Origin of the sequence: Gaiella sp. (assembly GCF_035710885.1) — a bacterium.
Taxonomy (GTDB): domain Bacteria; phylum Actinomycetota; class Thermoleophilia; order Gaiellales; family Gaiellaceae; genus Gaiella.
Genome location: NZ_DASTCS010000076.1, coordinates 160,963 through 178,589, shown reverse-complemented (window position 1 = coordinate 178,589; position 17,627 = coordinate 160,963). Strand labels below are relative to the sequence as shown.

At 71.1% G+C, this 17,627-nt stretch carries 15 protein-coding genes and 1 pseudogene; 6 read left to right on the top strand and 10 right to left on the bottom strand.

Annotation, left to right across the window (positions count from 1 at the left end):
- Position 1: 1 nt before the first annotated feature.
- Entirely contained in the window at positions 2 to 874 is an 873-nt protein-coding gene (locus VFO26_RS17745) for an SDR family oxidoreductase (protein ID WP_325116422.1), read from the top strand.
- Positions 875 to 887: 13 nt separating this feature from the next.
- Here VFO26_RS17745 and VFO26_RS17740 read toward each other — a convergent pair whose 3' ends face one another.
- From VFO26_RS17740 to VFO26_RS18025, 7 genes and pseudogenes are all read right to left on the bottom strand, one after another.
- Complete coding sequence (locus VFO26_RS17740) at positions 888 to 1,601, bottom strand: ABC transporter ATP-binding protein (RefSeq protein WP_325116420.1); 714 nt, start codon at positions 1,599 to 1,601, stop codon at positions 888 to 890.
- Positions 1,585 to 2,319 (bottom strand): ABC transporter ATP-binding protein, encoded by a 735-nt coding sequence (locus tag VFO26_RS17735; RefSeq protein WP_325116419.1) that lies wholly within the window; start codon positions 2,317 to 2,319, stop codon positions 1,585 to 1,587. Before VFO26_RS17735 ends, VFO26_RS17740 begins: the two co-directional genes overlap by 17 nt.
- Positions 2,316 to 3,470: a branched-chain amino acid ABC transporter permease gene (locus VFO26_RS17730; protein WP_325116418.1), complete on the bottom strand. Its 1,155-nt coding sequence runs from the start codon at positions 3,468 to 3,470 to the stop codon at positions 2,316 to 2,318. Before VFO26_RS17730 ends, VFO26_RS17735 begins: the two co-directional genes overlap by 4 nt.
- Positions 3,467 to 4,339: a branched-chain amino acid ABC transporter permease gene (locus tag VFO26_RS17725; protein WP_325116417.1), complete on the bottom strand. Its 873-nt coding sequence runs from the start codon at positions 4,337 to 4,339 to the stop codon at positions 3,467 to 3,469. Before VFO26_RS17725 ends, VFO26_RS17730 begins: the two co-directional genes overlap by 4 nt.
- Before the next feature lie 246 nt (positions 4,340 to 4,585).
- On the bottom strand, positions 4,586 to 5,821 hold the full coding sequence (locus VFO26_RS17720; protein ID WP_325116416.1) for an amino acid ABC transporter substrate-binding protein: 1,236 nt from the start codon (positions 5,819 to 5,821) through the stop codon (positions 4,586 to 4,588).
- Between the two features lie 220 nt (positions 5,822 to 6,041).
- Positions 6,042 to 7,436: a vanillate/3-O-methylgallate O-demethylase gene (gene ligM, locus VFO26_RS17715; protein WP_325116415.1), complete on the bottom strand. Its 1,395-nt coding sequence runs from the start codon at positions 7,434 to 7,436 to the stop codon at positions 6,042 to 6,044.
- A gap of 2 nt (positions 7,437 to 7,438) precedes the next feature.
- Positions 7,439 to 7,705, bottom strand: a pseudogene (locus tag VFO26_RS18025) (hypothetical protein); the annotation flags it as partial.
- Between the two features lie 494 nt (positions 7,706 to 8,199).
- Here VFO26_RS18025 and VFO26_RS17705 point away from each other — a divergent pair.
- The 5 genes from VFO26_RS17705 to VFO26_RS17685 all read left to right on the top strand — a co-directional run bounded on the left by VFO26_RS17705 (position 8,200) and on the right by VFO26_RS17685 (position 14,029).
- Complete coding sequence (locus VFO26_RS17705; protein ID WP_325116413.1) at positions 8,200 to 8,901, top strand: GntR family transcriptional regulator; 702 nt, start codon at positions 8,200 to 8,202, stop codon at positions 8,899 to 8,901.
- A gap of 205 nt (positions 8,902 to 9,106) precedes the next feature.
- Positions 9,107 to 10,393 (top strand): ABC transporter substrate-binding protein, encoded by a 1,287-nt coding sequence (locus tag VFO26_RS17700; RefSeq protein ID WP_325116412.1) that lies wholly within the window; start codon positions 9,107 to 9,109, stop codon positions 10,391 to 10,393.
- Between the two features lie 77 nt (positions 10,394 to 10,470).
- Positions 10,471 to 12,435, top strand: a complete 1,965-nt coding sequence (locus VFO26_RS17695) for an ABC transporter permease (protein WP_325116411.1) — start codon at positions 10,471 to 10,473, stop codon at positions 12,433 to 12,435.
- Complete coding sequence (locus VFO26_RS17690) at positions 12,432 to 13,229, top strand: ABC transporter ATP-binding protein (protein WP_325116410.1); 798 nt, start codon at positions 12,432 to 12,434, stop codon at positions 13,227 to 13,229. The genes VFO26_RS17695 and VFO26_RS17690 overlap by 4 nt, the downstream gene beginning before the upstream one ends.
- A 77-nt stretch (positions 13,230 to 13,306) precedes the next feature.
- A complete protein-coding gene (locus VFO26_RS17685) occupies positions 13,307 to 14,029 on the top strand; it encodes an ABC transporter ATP-binding protein (protein ID WP_325116409.1) in 723 nt (240 codons plus the stop codon).
- Between the two features lie 57 nt (positions 14,030 to 14,086).
- On the opposite strand, the gene VFO26_RS17680 is transcribed toward VFO26_RS17685, so the two are convergent.
- Genes VFO26_RS17680 through VFO26_RS17670 form a run of 3 tightly spaced genes read right to left on the bottom strand, consistent with a single transcriptional unit; the run spans position 14,087 to position 17,624 of the window.
- Positions 14,087 to 14,896, bottom strand: a complete 810-nt coding sequence (locus tag VFO26_RS17680) for a xanthine dehydrogenase family protein subunit M (protein WP_325116408.1) — start codon at positions 14,894 to 14,896, stop codon at positions 14,087 to 14,089.
- Positions 14,893 to 15,360 carry a (2Fe-2S)-binding protein gene (locus VFO26_RS17675; protein WP_325116407.1) on the bottom strand — a complete coding sequence of 156 codons (468 nt, stop codon included), beginning with the start codon at positions 15,358 to 15,360 and terminating at the stop codon, positions 14,893 to 14,895. The genes VFO26_RS17680 and VFO26_RS17675 overlap by 4 nt, the downstream gene beginning before the upstream one ends.
- A complete protein-coding gene (locus VFO26_RS17670) occupies positions 15,357 to 17,624 on the bottom strand; it encodes a xanthine dehydrogenase family protein molybdopterin-binding subunit (protein WP_325116405.1) in 2,268 nt (755 codons plus the stop codon). Before VFO26_RS17670 ends, VFO26_RS17675 begins: the two co-directional genes overlap by 4 nt.
- Positions 17,625 to 17,627 lie beyond the last annotated feature (3 nt).

The window sequence follows — 17,627 nt, the reverse complement described above, 5'->3', positions numbered from 1 at the left end:
CATGACCGTCGCGGTTACCGGAGCGTCCGGCCACCTCGGCCGGCAGGTGTCCGACCTGCTCCTCGAGCACCTCGACCCCGCCGACGTCGTGCTGCTGACGCGGACGCCGGAAACGCTCGCCGCGCTCGCCGAGCGTGGTGCGGTCGTGCGGCACGCGGACTTCACCGAGCCGTCCTCGCTCGCCGACGCGTTCGGCGGCGTCGACCGCGCGCTGCTGATCAGCGCGGTCGATCTCGAGCGCCGCGCCGAACAGCACCGAGCGGCGATCCAGGCCGCTGCGGCTGCCGGCGTGCGACAGCTGATCTACACGTCGGTCCCGGAGCCGAGCGAAGGCAATCCCGCCGCGGTCGTCCCCTCGCACCGCGCCACCGAGGAGGCGCTGCGGGGCAGTGGGCTGGCGTGGACGTTCCTGCGCAACAACCTCTACGCCGAGTTCCAGGTCCCGGTCGTCCGACAGGCGATCGCGTCGGGACGGCTCGTCACGAGCGCCGGCAGCGGGCGCACCGCCTACGTCTCCCGGGACGACTGCGCCGCGGCCGCGGCGGCGGTGCTCGTTCAGGACGGGCACGAGAATCGGGCCTACGACATCACCGGCCCCGATGCGATCTCGCCGCAGGACATCGCATCACTGGCGACCGAGCTGGCTCACCGGCCGGTGGAGGTCGTGCAGGTCGACGACGACGCCCTGATCGCGGGGCTGATCGCCGGCGGACTGCCGGAGGCGGCGGCCCGTGTCGTGGCCAGCTTCCCCGCCGCAGCGCGCGAGGGTTTCCTCGGCGGCGTCTCGACCGCCGTCGAGGAGCTCACCGGCGCCCCGCCCAGGTCGCTGCGCGACGTCCTCGCCGTCGGCCTCGAGGAGGCGGCTCGGTCCTGACCGGCCAGACGCGTCAGACGCCGAGGCAGATGCGCTGGACGTCCGGGTCGTTCAGCATCGACGACGCCGAGCCCGACCGCACGATCGTGCCGTCGCTCAGCAGGTGCCCGCGTTGCGAGATCGCAAGCGCGCGCGTCACGTTCTGCTCGACGAGCAGGACCGAGACACCGGAGGCGTGGATCGCCTGGAGCGCGTCGAACAGCGTGTCGACGACGACCGGAGCGAGGCCGAGCGACGGCTCGTCGAGGAGCAGGAGGCGCGGCCCCGCCATCAGCGCGCGGCCGAGCGCGAGCATCTGCTGCTCGCCGCCGCTCAGCGTCCCCGCTCGCTGCTCGGCGCGCTGCCGCAGGATCGGAAACAGGCCGTGGACGCGCGCGAGCCGCTCGCCGCGCTCGGCCCGCGCGCCGCGGCGGTAGGCGCCCAGCTCGAGGTTGTCGCGGACCGTCATCCCGGCGAACACGCGTCGCCCCTCGGGCACGATCGCGATTCCGTGCTCGCAGACCTCGTAGCTCCGTGGTCGCATCAGGTCGACGCCGTCGAAGACGATCTCGCCGCGCCGGTCCCTCAGCAGCCCGGCGATCGCGTTGACCAGCGTGCTCTTCCCTGCGCCGTTCGGTCCGACGACGCTCGCGATCTCGCCGTCGGCGATCTCGAGGTCGACGTCCCGGAGCGCCCGGGCCTCGCCGTAGTACGCGTTCAGCTTGCGGACGTCAAGCAACGGCCTCACGCCCCAGGTACGCCTCCCGCACGGCGGGATCGCCCATCACGGCGCCCGGCTCGCCGTCCGCCAGCTTGACGCCGCGGTCGAGCACGACGATGCGGGTCGCGATGCCGGTGACGACGCGCATCAGATGCTCCACGAGGATGATCGTGGCACCGCGCTCGTGGATCCTCCGCAGCACGCCGAGGGCCTCGTCGAGCTCCGCCGGGTTGAGCCCAGCGAGCACCTCGTCGAGCATGAGCAGGGTCGGCTCGCTGGCGAGCGCGCGGGCCAGCTCGAGCATCTGGCGCTCGTGCAGGTTCACCTCGCGCGGGCGCGCGTCGGCCCTCGCCGTGAGCCCGACCACGTCGAGATACTCCTCGGCGCGGAGGCGGGCCGCGTCCAGCCCGTCGCCTCGGCGGCCGAACATGCAGGCGAGGGCGACGTTGTCGCGTACGGTCATCGACTCGAACGGCTTCGGAATCTGGTGCGTGCGCGCCACGCCGAGGTGGGAGCGGACGTGCGGCGCCTCGCGATCGACCCTGCGCCCTTCGAGCCGCACCTGCCCCGCCGTCGGCGCGTGGACTCCGGCGAGCACGGAGATCAGCGTCGACTTCCCGGATCCGTTCGGCCCGACGAGCCCCACCACCTCGCCCCGCTCGACTGTGAGCGAGACGCCGGCCAGCGCGTGCACGCCGCCGAAGCGCTTGTGGACGTCCACGACCTCGAGCAGGGATTGGCTCATGGCGCCGCAGCGTCTCCCATCGTCGAGGCGGCGAGATCGCGCCGCTCCTCGAGGCTGCGTCGCCGTCCGCGTCTGCCGCCCACGAGCAGCACCAGGGTCGCGGCGGCCAGCCCGGTGCCGACCCAGTCGGTCACGATGCCCCACCCGGCGAAGGCGGCGACGAGCATCGTCACGACGAGCGTCACGCCTGCGAGAACGGCGCGTCGGGGGTCGTCACGCAGCCGCGCGTAGAGGCCCTCGGGCGCGAACAGGATCACGACGACGAGGATCCCGCCGAGGATCACCTGCCCCCACTCGCCGAACCCCGAGTTGGTCAGTTGCTCCTGGAGGCTGTAGATGACGAGCGCGCCGAGCACCGGCCCGAGCCAGTGCTGTCGCCCGCCCAGCACGCACATGACGACGACGAGCAGCGGCACGTTCAGGGAGAAGACGCCCTCCGGGGTCAGGTAGCCGATCTGCAAGGCCGCGACGGCCCCCGAGAGGCCGCCCAGGAAGCCGGTGATCGTGATCGCGAGCATCTTGTAGCGGAACGTGGGCACGCCGAGCTCCTCGGCGACGCCTTCCTCGTCGCGGATCGAGAACAGCCCCCAGCCGAACCGCGAGCCCTGGATCAGGAACGCCGTCACGACCGCCAGCGCGGCGACGGCCAGGCCGAGGCGGTAGATCAGGTCCTGGAACTCCCCCAGGAACGACGGGTAGTCAGGGATCGTGAGCGCGATGCCCTGGCCGCCGTCCACCCAGGTGCTCAGCGCTGCGACGGACGCGAGCGTGAACGTCACCGCGAGCGTGAGGAGCGCGAAGATCTCGCCGCGGAGCGAGCCGAGCCGGAACGCGAGCGCGCCGATCGCCGCGCCCAGTGCGGCCGCCAGGACGCCCGCGATCGGGATCGTCAGGAAGTAGTTGACGCCCTCACGGGTGACGAGGTCGCCCGCGGCGTAGACGCCCAGACCGTAGAACGCGCCCTGCCCGAAGCTGAAGTAGCCGGTGTAGCCCGAGAGGATGTTCCAGCTCGTCGCCTGGGCGATCCAGAAGAAGACGAAGTAGCCGTAGATGAGGTAGTAGGGCGCGAAGCCCGTCGCGTCCTGGAGGTTGGGCACGAAGGCGAGCGCCGCGACCACCGCCAGCACCGCCACGAGCTGCGCCACCTTCATGACGCGCCAAGCCGGCCGAAGAGCCCGTTGGGCCGGAACAGCAGAGCGAGGATGAGCAGCAGGAAGACGACGAGCGGCGCCCCCTGGGGGGTCCACGCGACGCCGACGAGCCCGGCCACGAGGCCGATCAGGATGCCCGCCCCGACCGCCCCGAGCAGGTTCCCGATCCCGCCGAGGATGACGACGGCGAAGATGAGACCGACCCACTCGAAGGCGAGCTGCGGGAAGATGGCCTGGTTGACGCCGATCAGCACCCCCGCCACGCCGGCCATCGCCGAGGCGAGGCCTGCGGCGAGCATGCCGATCCGGCGGGGGTTCACGCCGAATGCGGCGGCCATCTCGCGGTCGTACGCGAGCGCGCGGAGCGCCCTGCCGAAGTACGTCCGGCGCAGCACGACGAACGACGCGACGGCGAAGACGAGGGCGGCGCCGAGCGCCATCAGCTGCGGCACGGGGAACGCGATGTCGGCGACGAAGAGCGCCCGCGACGCGTACGGGTTCTCGTCCGCCTCGATCTGGCGGAAGTCGGCGCTCCAGATGTTGCTGATCAGGCGGATCGCGATGATGAAGAGCCCGAAGCTGAGCAGCAGCGAGTTGAACTCGTCGACCTGGAAGCGCTCGATCACCCACTGGATCGCAACGCCGAGGACGAACATCGAGGGCACGAGGACGAGCGCGGCGAGCAGGGGGTCGGCGCCGGTCGAGGTCGTCAGCTCGTACGTGACGTAGGCGCCGAGCAGGATCAGCGCGAAATGCGCCAGGTTGATGATCCTGAGCAGGCCCCAGGTCAGCGACAGGCCGAGCGCCATCACGGCGTAGAGCCCGCCGATCATCACGCCCGACACCCCGGCCTGCACGTACGTGTTCACCGCACTCCTCCGGCACCGCGGGTTCGGGCAGTGCGCCTGCTCCACGCCGTGGTGGCCCGCGGTCTGGACAACACTTGCCGTGATTCAACACAAGCTCGTGTCGGCCCGCCGGAGACCGCATGAGCGCCAGATCGCACGGCCGTGAGGAGCCTGTGTCGATCCGACACGAGCGGTGTCAGCGCGGCGCGGCCGCACCTCGAGCCGGGGCGCCGCCGCGGCGGCGCCCCCACTCGATCGGGAAGCTCCCTAGCCCCGGGGGCCCTGGAGCTTCGCAACCCTCAGGTTCGGCGGCCAGACGACGACCCAGCGCCGGTTCTGGATCTGCTTCACGAGGTTCCGGGCGACGGAGAAGTTGTTGAGGGCGGGGTTGAACTTGAGCTTCCCGACGAACGTCGTGTTCGCCCCGTTTGCCCGCAGGTAGTTGCAGATGCGATCCTGGTCGAGGCTGCGCGCCCCGTTGACGCCGGCGGCGAGCACCTCCCATGCCGTCCACGACGCGGTTGCCTGCGAGTCGAACACGCGGTAGTTGAGGCCGTTCGCCGCTGCCCGCTGCGCGAAGCGCGCGACGATGTCCTGGGCCTTCTTGCCCATCCGCTTCAGGAGCCTGCCGTTCGGCTCGAACAGCGTGATCGAGAGCACGCCGTCCGCCCGGTCACCGAGACCGAGCAGCGGCCCGGGGGCCGGGAAGAGCGTGAAGAACTGCGGCGGCCGGTAGTCGAGCTGGTCCATGGCCTGGATCAGGCCGACGGGATCGGTGGCGAGACCGCTGTTCCAGACGAGGTCGGGCTGCGCGGCCCGCACCTGCGCCGCGATCGAGCCCCAGTCGGAGACCGTGGGCGGGTACTTGAGGTCGAGCACGACGTTGAAGCCGGCCTTCCGGGCCTCCTCGACGGCACCGCCGCCGCTCGAGTTCGGCGCCCCGTACGAGATGAAGTTCGTCGAGCCGCCCGTGTTGGTCACGAACGCGATCCGCTGCGGCGGGCGCCGCTGGGTCTTGAGCGCCGTGAACACGGTGCGCGGCACGGTGAGATTCGGCTTGCCGCCCGTCGACCAGGTCGGGAACTGACACCGGTAGGTGAGCGCGTACGTGAGCACGGCCGTGTGGTTCGGCAGGACAAAGCCGTGCCGCTCGGCCACTGCCTGCGCCGCCACGATGTTCGGGGTCGCGTACGGGCCCATGATGAGATCGACGCGGTCCTGGCTGATCAGCCGCTCGTAGAGGGCGGTGACCTTGGCCGGGTCCGACTCGTCGTCGTAGAGCTTCCACTCGACCGGTCGCCCGCGCAGGCCGCCGTTCGAGTTGATCCAGCGGACGTACGCCTCGCCGGCGGCCTTGTGGATGACGCCGGTCGCCGCGAACGAGCCCGTCAGCGACAGCGTGCTGCCGACGACGATCGGGTCCTGGGCCGCCTTGCGTGCCGAAGCCTGCTGGACGCCACCGGCGATGCCGGCGAGGCCGAGCACGAGCAGGAGAACGGCCACGCGGCGACCGTTCCTTCCGATGAGAACGCGACGCTGCATGCAATCACCTCCCGAGCGGCATGGCCGCCCGCAGCCGTGACCTCACCCCGCCGTCGGGGCCTGTGTACCGTATTGCTGAACAGGAGCGTGTGTCAAGCATCGTTTCTGGTGCCGAGATGCGCGCGTTCATGCGGATCCCGGCGTAGTGGCTGTTCATGCAGCTTGCACAGCGAGACGGGGATCAGGCCACACCCGCCTTCGTGCGCCAGCCTTCGGCGTAGGACGTGCGCGCCACCTCGGAGTACGGAGCAGGGCTGACGATCGCGCGGATCTCGGTCTGCACGTGGCGCTCGACGACGGGCTTGGACGAGCCGCCGTCCTCCTCGCCCCAGACGAGCGTCACCTCGGTGCCGAGCTCGACGTCGACGTCGACGATCCCGAGGGAGAGGTACGAGCGCTCGTTGTAGCTGTAGCCGGAGAAGGTCGAGACACCGACCATCTCGCCGTCGCGCAGCAGCTTGTCGTACGGCCAGGTCGCGTAGTTCGAGAGCGGGATGTCGATGTACTTCGCGGGGTCGCCCTTCTCGAAGAGCGTGCCGACCGCGCGCGCGACGTCCTCCCCGTTCCAGGCAAGCGTGACCTTCTTCCGGCGCGGCTCGTCGGCGATCGCCTGGAGCGCCTCCCGCCCCACGAAGTCGTGGTCGAACTTCACGAACGGCCAGTACCCGAGGTCGTGCGGCGTCAGGTAGTAGCCGCTGATGTCGTCTGCGTAGAAGCTGCCGCCGAGCGAGCCGGTTCCCTCGTAGCCGTCGGCGGGGAGCCACTCCCGGTACGCCTTCAGGTCGTCGCCCGTGAAGACCGCCGGCAGCGGGCACGGGATCCAGCCGGACTCGAGCGTGTTGGTGGCGTAGACGCGTGAGCCGACCTGCCTGAGGCCGAAGTCCCGGCCGGCCTCGACGATCGCGCCCCTCACGTCCTCCCGCTCGTCCCACGGCCCCCACAGCTCGAGCCCCGGGACGCCCGACATGCCGTGGTGCAGGGCTCGCACCGTGTGGCCGCCGAGCGTGAGCTCGCCCATGTTGAAGAACTTGATCTCCGGCAGCGAGCCGCCGTTTGCCTTCCGGAGGACGTCGAGCGCCGTCGGCCCCTGCACCTGGAAGCGGTAGATCTGTCGCCGCCCCGTCGGGTTGACGGCGGTTCGCTCGTCGCGCGTCACCTCGACGTCGTAGTCCCCGGTCTCGGCGTGGTACTGCACCCAGTTGTGCGCCGAGGGGCGGCCGACGAGGCGCACGCGGTTCTCCTCGAGGTGGAAGAGGATCCCGTCGCCGATCACGTAGCCGTCGCTGTTGCACACGACGAGCTGCTTCGCCTTGTCGACGGCAAAGCTCGCGAACGAGTTCACGCCGAGGTCGGAAAGGAGCTCGACCGTGTCCGGGCCCTCGATCTGGAGATCCAGCATGTGATGCGACTGGTCGAACAGCGCGCTCGTCTCACGCCACGCGACCTGCTCCTCGCGCCAGTTCGAGAACTCGGCGGGCACCGCCGGGTAGACATACGGCCCGATCTGCGAGTCGCGGGCCATCTCCATCGCGCCGCCGGCGGCCTGCAGCTTCTCCTCGAGGTTTGCGTACGCCATCTCTACGAGCCTCCTCTCCCGATCGGGCGAAACCGCCCGCCGTGTCGATTATGACGCCGTCCCGGATCGACCCTCGCCGCCTGCCTGCTGCCGGGCGACGTGGTCGCGGTCCAGGAACGTGTTGGCCCAGGCGCTCGTCCCGGCGAGCGCGTTGTCCTGACCACGACGGGCCGTCGAGCATCGACTCCGCCTCCCCCGCATGCCTTCGGCCGCTCGTACGCCTGCGACCAGATGCACTCCGTGTCGTACACCTCGCACAGGCCCTCCCGGGCCCCGCCGCAGGGGCCGTTTGCGCTTGCTCTTCGCGCGCTGCGACTCGGGGCACACGTATGCGATCTCCAGAAGCCCGGTCTCCGGGTCTCGCTCGAAGAAGTAGAACTCCGGCACGAGCTCGCAAGAGAGCTCCAGTTCCCTGGCGTGTCCGCCCGGGGTGTCCGTGATCGGGAGGACGTGGACGCGCGCGTCGGCTGCCAGCTGCCGCGCCAGGCTCAGCACGCGCCCGCCTCCGTCGGCGGAGATCAGGCCGCGACTGGTGACGATCTCGGCGGCGACGACGAACGCACCGGGCTGCGCGAACCGGTCGCGGAGCGTCCGCACCGGCCCGGTCGTCACGGCGAGCTCGGTCGGTTGCGCCTCGATCGCGGATTGGGTGGCCATCGGATCTGGACGTCGCCCCCTTGTCGCCGCGAGATCTGCGAGCCGTGCCCGGTCGCTGCGACGCGAGGATCGTGAATCGCAACCTAGCGGAGAGTGAGCAGGATTGTTGACGATCTTCGCAACGTTCCGGCAGGATGCGGGAGACGTGTCGACGAATGCGAGCTACGAGTCCCTTCGGGCGGCGATCGTCAGCGGCGACATCGCCCCCGACGCCCGCCTCGTCGAGGCCGACATCAGCGCGACCTTCGGCATGTCGCGGGGTGCGGTGCGCACGGCGCTGATCCGGCTCGAGCAGGACGGCCTCGTCGTACGAGAGCCGCACCGAGGAGCGCGCGTGCGCAAGGTCTCGGACGAGGAGGCGGTCGAGATCCTCGAAGCCCGGGCGGTCCTCGAAGGGCTGGCCGTCCGCCAGACCGCCGAGCGAATCGACGACGAGGGCGCCGCCCGCGTGAAGGCGTGCCTCGCCCGCCACGGCGAGCTGCTCGAGGCCGGCGACCTGCTCGGCGCCTCGGACGCGAACGCCGACCTGCACGCCACCCTGCTCGAGCTGTCGGGGCACCGAACGGCCCTTCGCCTCATCCACGCCCTCAGCTCGCAGACCGTCCGCTACCAGTACCGCACGATCCTCATCCCCGGGCGCTCGGCGGCCTCCGTGGCGGAGCACCGGGCGATCGTGGACGCGGTCGTCGCCGGTCGACCGGACGAAGCCGAGGCGGCGATGCGGAGCCATCTCTTCAACGTGGCCGAGTCCGTGCGACGCGGGCTGCTCCCGGGGGGGATCGACAGGGCGAGCCGCGGTGTGCTCTGACGAGCCTCGCGGAGCAGTGCGTGCCGCCTCGAGGACGGGAGCGACCGACGAACGGTGTGGAACGTCCGCCGGGAATTGTTGACAACATTGGTGCTGATCTGGTTGATTCGAACCTGCGCGAGCCCGGGTGGCCATCCGAATCCCGATCCCGGTCGCGAGGACCATGTCTTGACGACCAGTTCACGTCTCACGTGGAAGGAGAGTCATGAATCGCTCAGCCCGTAGTGCCGCGCTCGCCGGTGCGGCGCTCGTCGCATTGGTGCTCGCGATCGCCGCCTCCGCGACGACGGCGAGGTCCGATCGCGCGACGGCGCCGACCGCCAGCGCCGCAGTGACGAACTACCTCACGTACGTCAAGGGGAAGCGCGGGAAGGCAAACCCCAGGCTGTCCAAGGTCTACATCGGCTGGGTGAACCAGCAGGGCGGCCAGGTCGTGATCGGCGGGCTCGCGACCGCCGGCGCGCAGCTGGCCGTGAGGTACGTCAACGATCAGCTCGGCGGCGTCGGCGGCCATCCGGTCGCGCTCGTCCAGTGCTTCATCAAGTCGAACGAGGAGGAAGGCACGACCTGCGGGCAGAAGCTCGTCAACGACAAGCGGATTGCCGTGATCGCGACGGGCGCCGTCGCCACGGGAGCCCAGTCGTTCCACGCGACGATCCGCGGCGCGAAGCCGGTCGTCACCGGTGTCGCCGTCACCCCGGTCGATGGAGCGCAGAGGAACGCCATCGTTCTCTTCGGCGACGCGGGGCACATCCTCCTGCCGTTCGGCACGTACGCGAGGAACGTCCTCAAGGCGAAGACAGCTGCGGTCGTCTATCCGCAGGCGACGGGCATCACGGAGGCGGCGCTGGTGATCGCGGCCGGCCTCAGGCAAGCAGGGATCTCGGTCAAGGCCGTCGGCTACACGCAGGGTCAGAGCGACCTGACCGCGCCGTTGACCGCCGCCGGAGCGACGACGGCGGACTTCGTCGCCCCGTACGGCTCGGCGGCGGACTGCGCGAACCAGGCGAACGCCCTCAAGCAGCTCGGCATCACCGACTCGCGCAAGATCATGACCGCGCCGCTCTGCCTCAGCCCACAGGTGAGCGCGGCGCTCGGCGACTGGCCGCTCTGGACGTACGCGATCGCGTCGTCGAACTACGGCGATCCGACCGACAAGGGCATGCCCGCCTATCAGCGGGTGATCAAGAGGTACAAGGCGGAGAAGAACGCGCCGGATCCGTGGCACATCGTCGCGTTCTCCGAGCTCCTGACGACCGTCAGGTTCCTCAACGAGGCAGCCGCGAACAACGTCAGCCGGATCACGCCGGCGCGGGTCCTGGCCCGGGCGAAGGTGTTCCGCGGCCCGCTCGCGCTCGGGTCGCCGAAGCTCCAGTGCGGCAAGTACAAGAACGCGCCGGGCATCTGCAACGACATGTTCCAGGCGTTCACCTACCAGGGCAAGTTCGCGTTCAAGCGGGCGTCCGGCTGGATCGGGCCGCCGGGCAAGTAGCAGTCGACGAGCGACGACCCTTCATCCGACGGGGCCGGTTCAACCCCGGCCCCGTCGGCTGATTCCCACGGGACGACGTGAGCGAGATACTCCTCTTCCTCCTGCTCGGCCTCGGGACCGGGGCCACGATCGCCGCCATCGCGGTCGGGGTCGTGATCACGTACCGGGGCTCCGGCTTCATCAACCTGGCCGCAGGCGCGATTGCCATGCTCGCGGGCTTCTCGTTCTGGGCGCTCCGGACCGGTGAACTCGGCTTCACGGTCGGCACTCCGCTCGCGGTCGCGCTCTCCTACGTCTTCGTCGTGCTCGTCACCGTGGTCATCGAGCTCGCGGTCTACCGGCCGCTCCGCACCGCCGCGCCGCTCGCCAAGCTCGTCGCCTCGCTCGGCGTCCTCCTGACAGCGCAGGCGGCGATGCTCCTCGCGTTCGGCACCTCGCAGCATCCCCAGCCGGCGATCATCCCGATCCGGGTCATCCGCATGCTCGATGCGGCCGTGCCGCTCTCCGCCTTCGTGCTCAGCGGCATGGTGGTGGGGATGACGCTCCTGCTCTGGGCGCTCTACCGCTGGACGCGCTTCGGGCTCGCCACGCGGGCGGCGTCGGAGAACGACGTCGCCGCCCGTCTCGCGGGCCTGTCGCCGAACGAGCTGTCGCTCGCGAACGCGATCCTCGCCGGCCTCGTGCTCGGCACCCTCGGGATCTTCGCCGGCTCGGTGGCGGCGCTCGACACGACCACGTTGCCGTTCCTCGTCGTGCCTGCTCTCGCCGCCGCCCTCTTCGCCCGGCTCACGTCGCTCACCATCGCGTGCGCGTGCGGGCTCGCGATCGGGATGGCCGAGTCGCTGATCGAGTACGCGTCGACGAAGACGTGGTTCCCGACCAGCGCGGGTGCGGCCTGGCCCGGCGTCAAGGAGCTGCTCGTCTTCGCGCTCATCGTGGCGGCGATGTTCCTGCGCGGCGCGTCGCTGCCGACGCGCGGCGAGCTGGTCGAGCAGCGCCTCCCCGACGTCCCCCGCCCGAAGCACGCGGGCAAGCTCGCGATCCCGTCGGCGCTCCTCTGCGCGATCGCGCTCGTCGTGCTGCCGTTCGACTTCCGCCAGGCGCTGACGAACTCGCTGATCGGGATCGTGATGGCACTCTCCCTGGTGGTCATCACCGGTTTCGTCGGTCAGATCTCGGTCGTCCAGCTCGCGCTCGCCGGCGTCGCCGGCTTCACCGTCTCGCATCTCGCCGTCGATGCAGGCATCGGCTTCCCGCTGGCGCCCCTCGCGGGCATCGCCGCTGCCGTGCTGCTCGGCCTCGTCACCGCGGTGTCGGCGCTGCGCGTGCGCGGCGTGGCCCTCGCGGTGGTGACGATCGCTGCCGCGGTGGCCGTCTTCAACTTCGGCTTCGTGAACTCCACCTGGGGCGGAGGGGCGACCGGCTCGCCGGTGCCCGATCCGAAGCTCTTCGGCATCAACCTCGGGCCGACGGCCTCGTTCCGCGGCCTCGACGGGAACCTGCCGAGCCCCGTGTTCGGCTGGGTGGCGCTTGCCGCCGCCGTCCTCCTCTCCCTCCTGGTCATCTCGGTCCGTCGTGGCATCCTGGGCCAGCGGATGCTGGCCGTCCGGTCAAACGAGCGCGCCGCGGCCGGGGCGGCGATCGACGTCCGCAACGTCAAGCTGATCGCCTTCGGCATCAGCGCGCTGATCGCGGGAGTGGCCGGCACGCTCTATGCGTACAACTTCGGCTCCGTGAGCGCCGACCGCTTCAGCGTCCCTCTCGCACTCAGCCTGATCGCCTTCGCCTACGCGGGTGGCATCACGCTGGTCTCCGGCGCGGTCTTCGCCGGGCTCATCGCCGCGCAGGGGATCATGCCGTACGCGCTCGACAAGTGGTTCGGCCTCTCCGGGAACTGGTTCCTGCTCTTCGGCGGCCTCGTGCTCATCTTCACGCTGATCCAGAATCCGGAGGGCGTGGCCGGCTCCTTCTACCGGACGTTGCAGGCGCGGGCGAAACGAAAGGCCGAGCTCGCGACGTCGGAGTCTGCCGAGGCCGCATGACGACCGTCCTCGCCACGACCGGCCTGTCGGTGCACTTCGGCGGCGTGCGCGCCGTCGACCAGGTCGACGTCGTCGTCGAGGAGGGTCAGCTGGTGGGGCTGATCGGACCGAACGGTGCCGGCAAGACGACGTTCGTCGACGCGATCACGGGCTTCGTGCGGTACACGGGGCACGCCGAGCTCGACGGCCGCGACCTCGAGGGGCTGCCGCCGCACGCCCGTGCCCGCCGCGGCCTCGCCCGCACATGGCAGAGCACCGAGCTGTTCGACGATCTCACGGTGCGCGAGAACCTCATGGTCGCCGCCGAGCGCCCTCCGTGGCTGTCACTCGCGGCCGAGCTCGTCGGCCGGCCCGCGGGCGACGACGCCGCGACGGACGAGGTGCTCGAGCTGCTCGAGCTCGGCTCGCTCGCCGACGCGATGCCGAGCGAGCTGACGCAGGGACAGCGCAAGCTCGTGGGCGTAGCCCGTGCGGTCGCCATGCAGCCGCGCCTCCTCTGCCTCGACGAGCCGGCGGCCGGCCTCGACACGCGCGAGAGCGGGGAGCTCGGCCGGCAGCTGCGGCAGATCGCGGATGCCGGCACCGCAACGCTCCTGATCGACCACGACATGGGATTGGTCCTCACGATCTGCGATCGCATCGTCGTGCTCGAGTTCGGGAAGGTGATCGCGTCCGGCCCGCCGGACGAGGTACGCCGCAACCCGCTCGTCGTCAAGGCGTACCTCGGCGGCGCGCAAGCGGTCGACCCGGGGACCGCATTCGAGGAGCGCCAGGCGGGCGAGGTCTCGGCGTGAGCGGCGTAGGCTCGACGGAGCCGCCCAGGAGCGGGGGTGCCGGCTTTGCCGGCGCCGGAGCGGGACGAGGCGCTCCGGTGCTGCAGATCGACGGCCTGACCGCCGGGTACGACAGCGCCCCCGTGATCCGCGGCCTCGACCTCGAGGTCGCTCCGGGCGAGGTCGTCGCGCTGCTCGGTGCCAACGGTGCCGGCAAGACGACCACGCTGCGCGCCGTGTCGGGTCTCGTGCATCCGCTCGAGGGGGCGATCCGTTTCGGCGGGACCGATCTGCGGCGCGTGTCGGCGAGCGGTCGCGCGCGCCTGGGCATCGCCCACGTCCCGGAGTCGCGCGGTCTCTTCTTCGGCCTCACGGTCTCCGAGCACCTGCGTCTGGGCTACCGCCGCGAGCGCCTCGACGCGGCAGTCGCGTACCGGTACTTCCCGGCCCTGGAGCCGCTTCGCGACCGCCGCTGCGGCTTGCTGTCCGGCGGCGAGCAGCAGATGCTCGCGGTGGGACGGGCGCTCGCGCGCCATCCCAAGCTTCTCCTCCTCGACGAGCTCAGCCTCGGCCTTGCGCCCGTGATCGTCGAGGGCCTGCTCCCGGTCGTCCGCGAGTACGCGGAGGAGAGCGGCTGCGGCGTCGTGCTCGTCGAGCAGCACATCGAGCTCGCGCTGACGATCGCCGATCGTGGCTACGTCCTCTCGCACGGCGAGCTGGCGCTCCACGGCGACGCCGAGCAGCTGCGGAGTAACCACGACCTGCTCATCTCGAGCTACTTCGGGGAGCACACCGAGCTGTTCGCGGGGAAGCGTCCCTGAGGCGCCACGCTGCTCGCGGAGGCGGTCATCGCCGCCGCGCCCCGCGAGCGGCTCGATCTAGACCTGCTCGAGCGCCCGCCGGACGAGCACCCGCGCGAGGTGCGCCCGGTACGCGGCGCTGCCGCTCACGTCGCTCGGCGGGTCGGTGCCCTCGGCGGCGCGTGCCGCCGCGTCCTCGGCGGAGGCCCCGCCCGCGAGCGCTTCCTCGACAGCGCGGGCGCGGAGCGGCGTCGGCCCCATGCTCGAGAGCCCCACCTGCACGCGTCCGTCGACGTGGGCTGCCGCCACGGCGACAGTGGCCCAGTCCTGCGCGCGGCGCGAGTGCTTCAGGTACACGCCCTCCCCGGCCTTCGGGACGCGGATCTCGACGAGCACCTCGTCGCGGGCGAGCGCGTTCTCGAACGGCCCCGTGAAGAACTCCGCCGCCGCGATCGTCCTTTCGCCAGCCGGCCCACGCGCGACGAGGTCGGCGTCGAGCGTGAGGAGCACGGTCGCGAGGTCGGATGCGGGGTCTGCGTGCGAGACCGAGCCCCCGATCGTCCCCCGGTGCCGGACCTGCGGATCGCCGACCTCGCCGGCCGCGCGGGCGAGCACGGCGCACGATCCGCCGAGCATCGCGTCGGCCTCGAGCGCCGCATGGCGCGTGAGCGCGCCGATCGCGATCCGGTCGCCGTCCTCGCGCACGTAGCGGAGATCGTCCAGCCGGCCGATGTCGACGAGCGCCGTGGGCCGCGCGATGCGGAGCTTCATGGCCGGGATCAGCGAGTGCCCGCCGGCGAGCAGCTTGGCGTCCTCGTCGGAGCCGAGGAGCTCGATCGCCTCCTCGACCGACCCCGCCCGGCGGTACTCGAGCGCGGCAGGGATCATGCTCCCGCCCTCGCCGCCGCCTCGACCGCGCGAACGATGTTGTGGTACCCGGTGCAGCGGCACAGGTTCCCTTCGAGCGCGTGCCTGATCTCGGCTTCGGACGGCCGCGGGTTGTCCTTCAGGAGGGAGACCGTCGCCATCACGAACCCCGGCGTGCAGTAGCCGCACTGGACACCGTGCTGCTCGTGGAACGCCTGCTGGACCGGATGGAGCTCGCCACCACCCCTTGCGAGGCCCTCGATCGTCGTCACCTCGCTGCCGTCGGCCTGCACCGCGAGCACGGTGCACGACTTCACGGACTCGCCGTCGAGGAGCACGGTGCACGCCCCGCACGAGGATGTGTCACAGCCGACGTTGGTTCCCGTGAGGCCGAGCTGCTCCCGCAGGAAGTACACGAGGAGCTGCCGCGCCTGGACCTCCGCCTCGCGGCCCTCCCCGTTGACCGTCAGCGCGATCCTCGTCATGCCGTCGCCTCCTGGAGGGCCTTCCAGACGTTCTCGCCGTTGCAGGGCAGGTCGACGTGGCGGACGCCGTAGGGCGCCAGCGCGTCGAGCACGGCGTTGTGAACCGCGGGCGTCGAGCCGACCGTCCCCGACTCGCCGATCCCCTTCACGCCGACGACATTGTTGGGCGTCGGGGTGACCATCTCGACGCGTTCCCAGGACGGGAGCTCCGCCGCGGAAGGGAACGCATAGCCGACGAACGTGCCGGTGAGCGGATACCCGTCCTCTCCGAACACGACCTCCTCGTAGAGCGCCTGGCCGACGCCGAACGCGATACCGCCGTGCACCTGGCCGTCGGCCACGAGCGGGTTGACGATCGTGCCGGCGTCGTCGACCGCGACGTGCCGCTTGACCTCCACCCTCCCGGTCTCCGTATCGACCTCGACCACCGAGAGGTGAATCCCGAACGGAAACGACGGCGGCGCCTGGAACTCGTGCGAGACCTTCAGCTCGCCGAGCCGGCCGTCCGCCGCGGCCCGGGACGCCAGGTCTGCCCAGCCGAGCGCCGGCTCCGGGGCTCCCGTGACGTGGAAGCGGCCCGTGTCGAGGTCGAGCACCATGTCCGCGGCGCTCGCCTCGAGGTAGTCGGCCGCCAGGGCCTTCGCCTGCTCGACGACCCCGTCCGCAGCGAGCCGTCCGGCGACCCCTCCGATCTGCGTCGACTTGGAGCCGAAGGTCCCGGCTCCGGTGGGCACCTCGTCGGTGTCGCCCTTGATCACCGTGACCAGCTCCACGGGAAGCCCCAGCCGCTCGGCGGCGAGCATCGCGAACGTCGTCTCGTGCCCCTGGCCGTGGGAGTGCGAGCCGGTGCGGAGGATGGCTTCGCCGTTGTCCGTGATCTCGACCTCTCCGAACTCGGCCTCCCCCACGGGGTTCGAGATCTCGACGTATGCGCCGAGGCCGATCCCGAGCTCGACGGGGCCGCCCTGCGCGCGACGCCGGCGCTGCTCCTCGCGCAACTCGTCGTATCCGGCCGAGCGGAGCAGGAGGTCGAGCGCGCCCTCGTAGTCGCCGGAGTCGTACGTGGCCCCGGTCGCGGTCGTGTACGGGAACGCGTCCTTGGGGACGAAGTTCCTGCGTCGGACCTCCGCCGGGTCGAGGCCGACCTCGGCCGCGAAGAGGTCGAGCGCCCGCTCCATCGCCTGCGCCGCCTCCGGCCGGCCGGCGCCGCGAATCGAGGTGGTCGGGGTCGTGTTCGTGACGACCGACCGGCCCTCCACCTCGACCCTCGGGATCTCGTACACCGCGCTCGCCATGAGGCAGGTCAGGTTCGGCAGGTACGCGCCGAGGATCGGATACGCGCCTGCGTCCGCGAGGACGTCGAGCCGGTAGGCGCGCACGTCGCCGTCGCGCGTTCCGCCGAGCGTGAACTCGAGCCGCTGCGCGCGACCGTGCAGCAGTCCGAGCATGTTCTCGGTCCGCGTCTCCGTCCAGCGGGCGGGCCGGCCGAGCTTGCGCGCGAGCCAGGCGACCAGGACGCCCTCGACCTCCAGCATCTTCGCCCCGAAGCCGCCGCCGAGGTCGGGGCTCACGACCCGGACCTGTCCGGGATCGAGCCCGAGCATCCCTGCGACGACCATCTTGCTCGTGTGCGGCGTCTGCGATGTCAGCCAGACCGTCAGTCGGCCGTCCTCGCCCAGCTCGGCGGCGGCGGAGCGCGGCTCGAGCGGGGCCGCCGCCATCCGCTGGCTCCAGACCGTGTCGGAGACGACCACCTCACAGCCGGAGAAGAGCTCCTCGTCGTGCTCCTCTGAGCCGGCACGTGCGGCGACGTTGGTTCCCTCGTCCGGGAAGAGCAGGGTCTCGTCCTCCGCCGCCTCCTCAACGGTCAGGACCACGGGCAGCGGGTCGTAGTCGATCGCGACGAGCTCGGCGGCGTCGATGCCCGCCGCTCGGTCGTCGCTGACCACGATCGCCACGATCTCTCCTGCGAAGCGGACGACGTCCTGGGCGACGAGCGGCCGCACCATCCCGGGATTGATGTTCCAGTACGGCGGCGGGCCGAACGGAGGCGCGTCGACGTCGGCGCCCGTGAGCACCTGGACGTCCGGGAGCGCCTCCGCTGCGGAGGTGTCGATCCCGTTCACGCGGGCGTGCGCGAGCGGCGAGCGGACGAACGTGACCCAGGCCGCGCGATGGAGCGGCATGTTCTCGATGTAGCGCCCCTCGCCCCGGAGGAACCGAGGGTCCTCCACTCTCAGGACACGATTGCCGAGGATGCTCATTCG

Coding starts and splice junctions, on each gene's coding strand:
- ligM (WP_325116415.1), bottom strand. CDS start 7,436: ATGGCGTACGCAAACCTCGAGGAGAAGCTGCAGGCCGCCGGCGGCGCG.
- VFO26_RS17735 (WP_325116419.1), bottom strand. CDS start 2,319: ATGAGCCAATCCCTGCTCGAGGTCGTGGACGTCCACAAGCGCTTCGGC.
- VFO26_RS17745 (WP_325116422.1), top strand. CDS start 2: ATGACCGTCGCGGTTACCGGAGCGTCCGGCCACCTCGGCCGGCAGGTG.
- VFO26_RS17670 (WP_325116405.1), bottom strand. CDS start 17,624: ATGAGCATCCTCGGCAATCGTGTCCTGAGAGTGGAGGACCCTCGGTTC.
- VFO26_RS17675 (WP_325116407.1), bottom strand. CDS start 15,360: ATGACGAGGATCGCGCTGACGGTCAACGGGGAGGGCCGCGAGGCGGAG.
- VFO26_RS17680 (WP_325116408.1), bottom strand. CDS start 14,896: ATGATCCCTGCCGCGCTCGAGTACCGCCGGGCGGGGTCGGTCGAGGAG.
- VFO26_RS17690 (WP_325116410.1), top strand. CDS start 12,432: ATGACGACCGTCCTCGCCACGACCGGCCTGTCGGTGCACTTCGGCGGC.
- VFO26_RS17730 (WP_325116418.1), bottom strand. CDS start 3,470: ATGAAGGTGGCGCAGCTCGTGGCGGTGCTGGCGGTGGTCGCGGCGCTC.
- VFO26_RS17700 (WP_325116412.1), top strand. CDS start 9,107: ATGAATCGCTCAGCCCGTAGTGCCGCGCTCGCCGGTGCGGCGCTCGTC.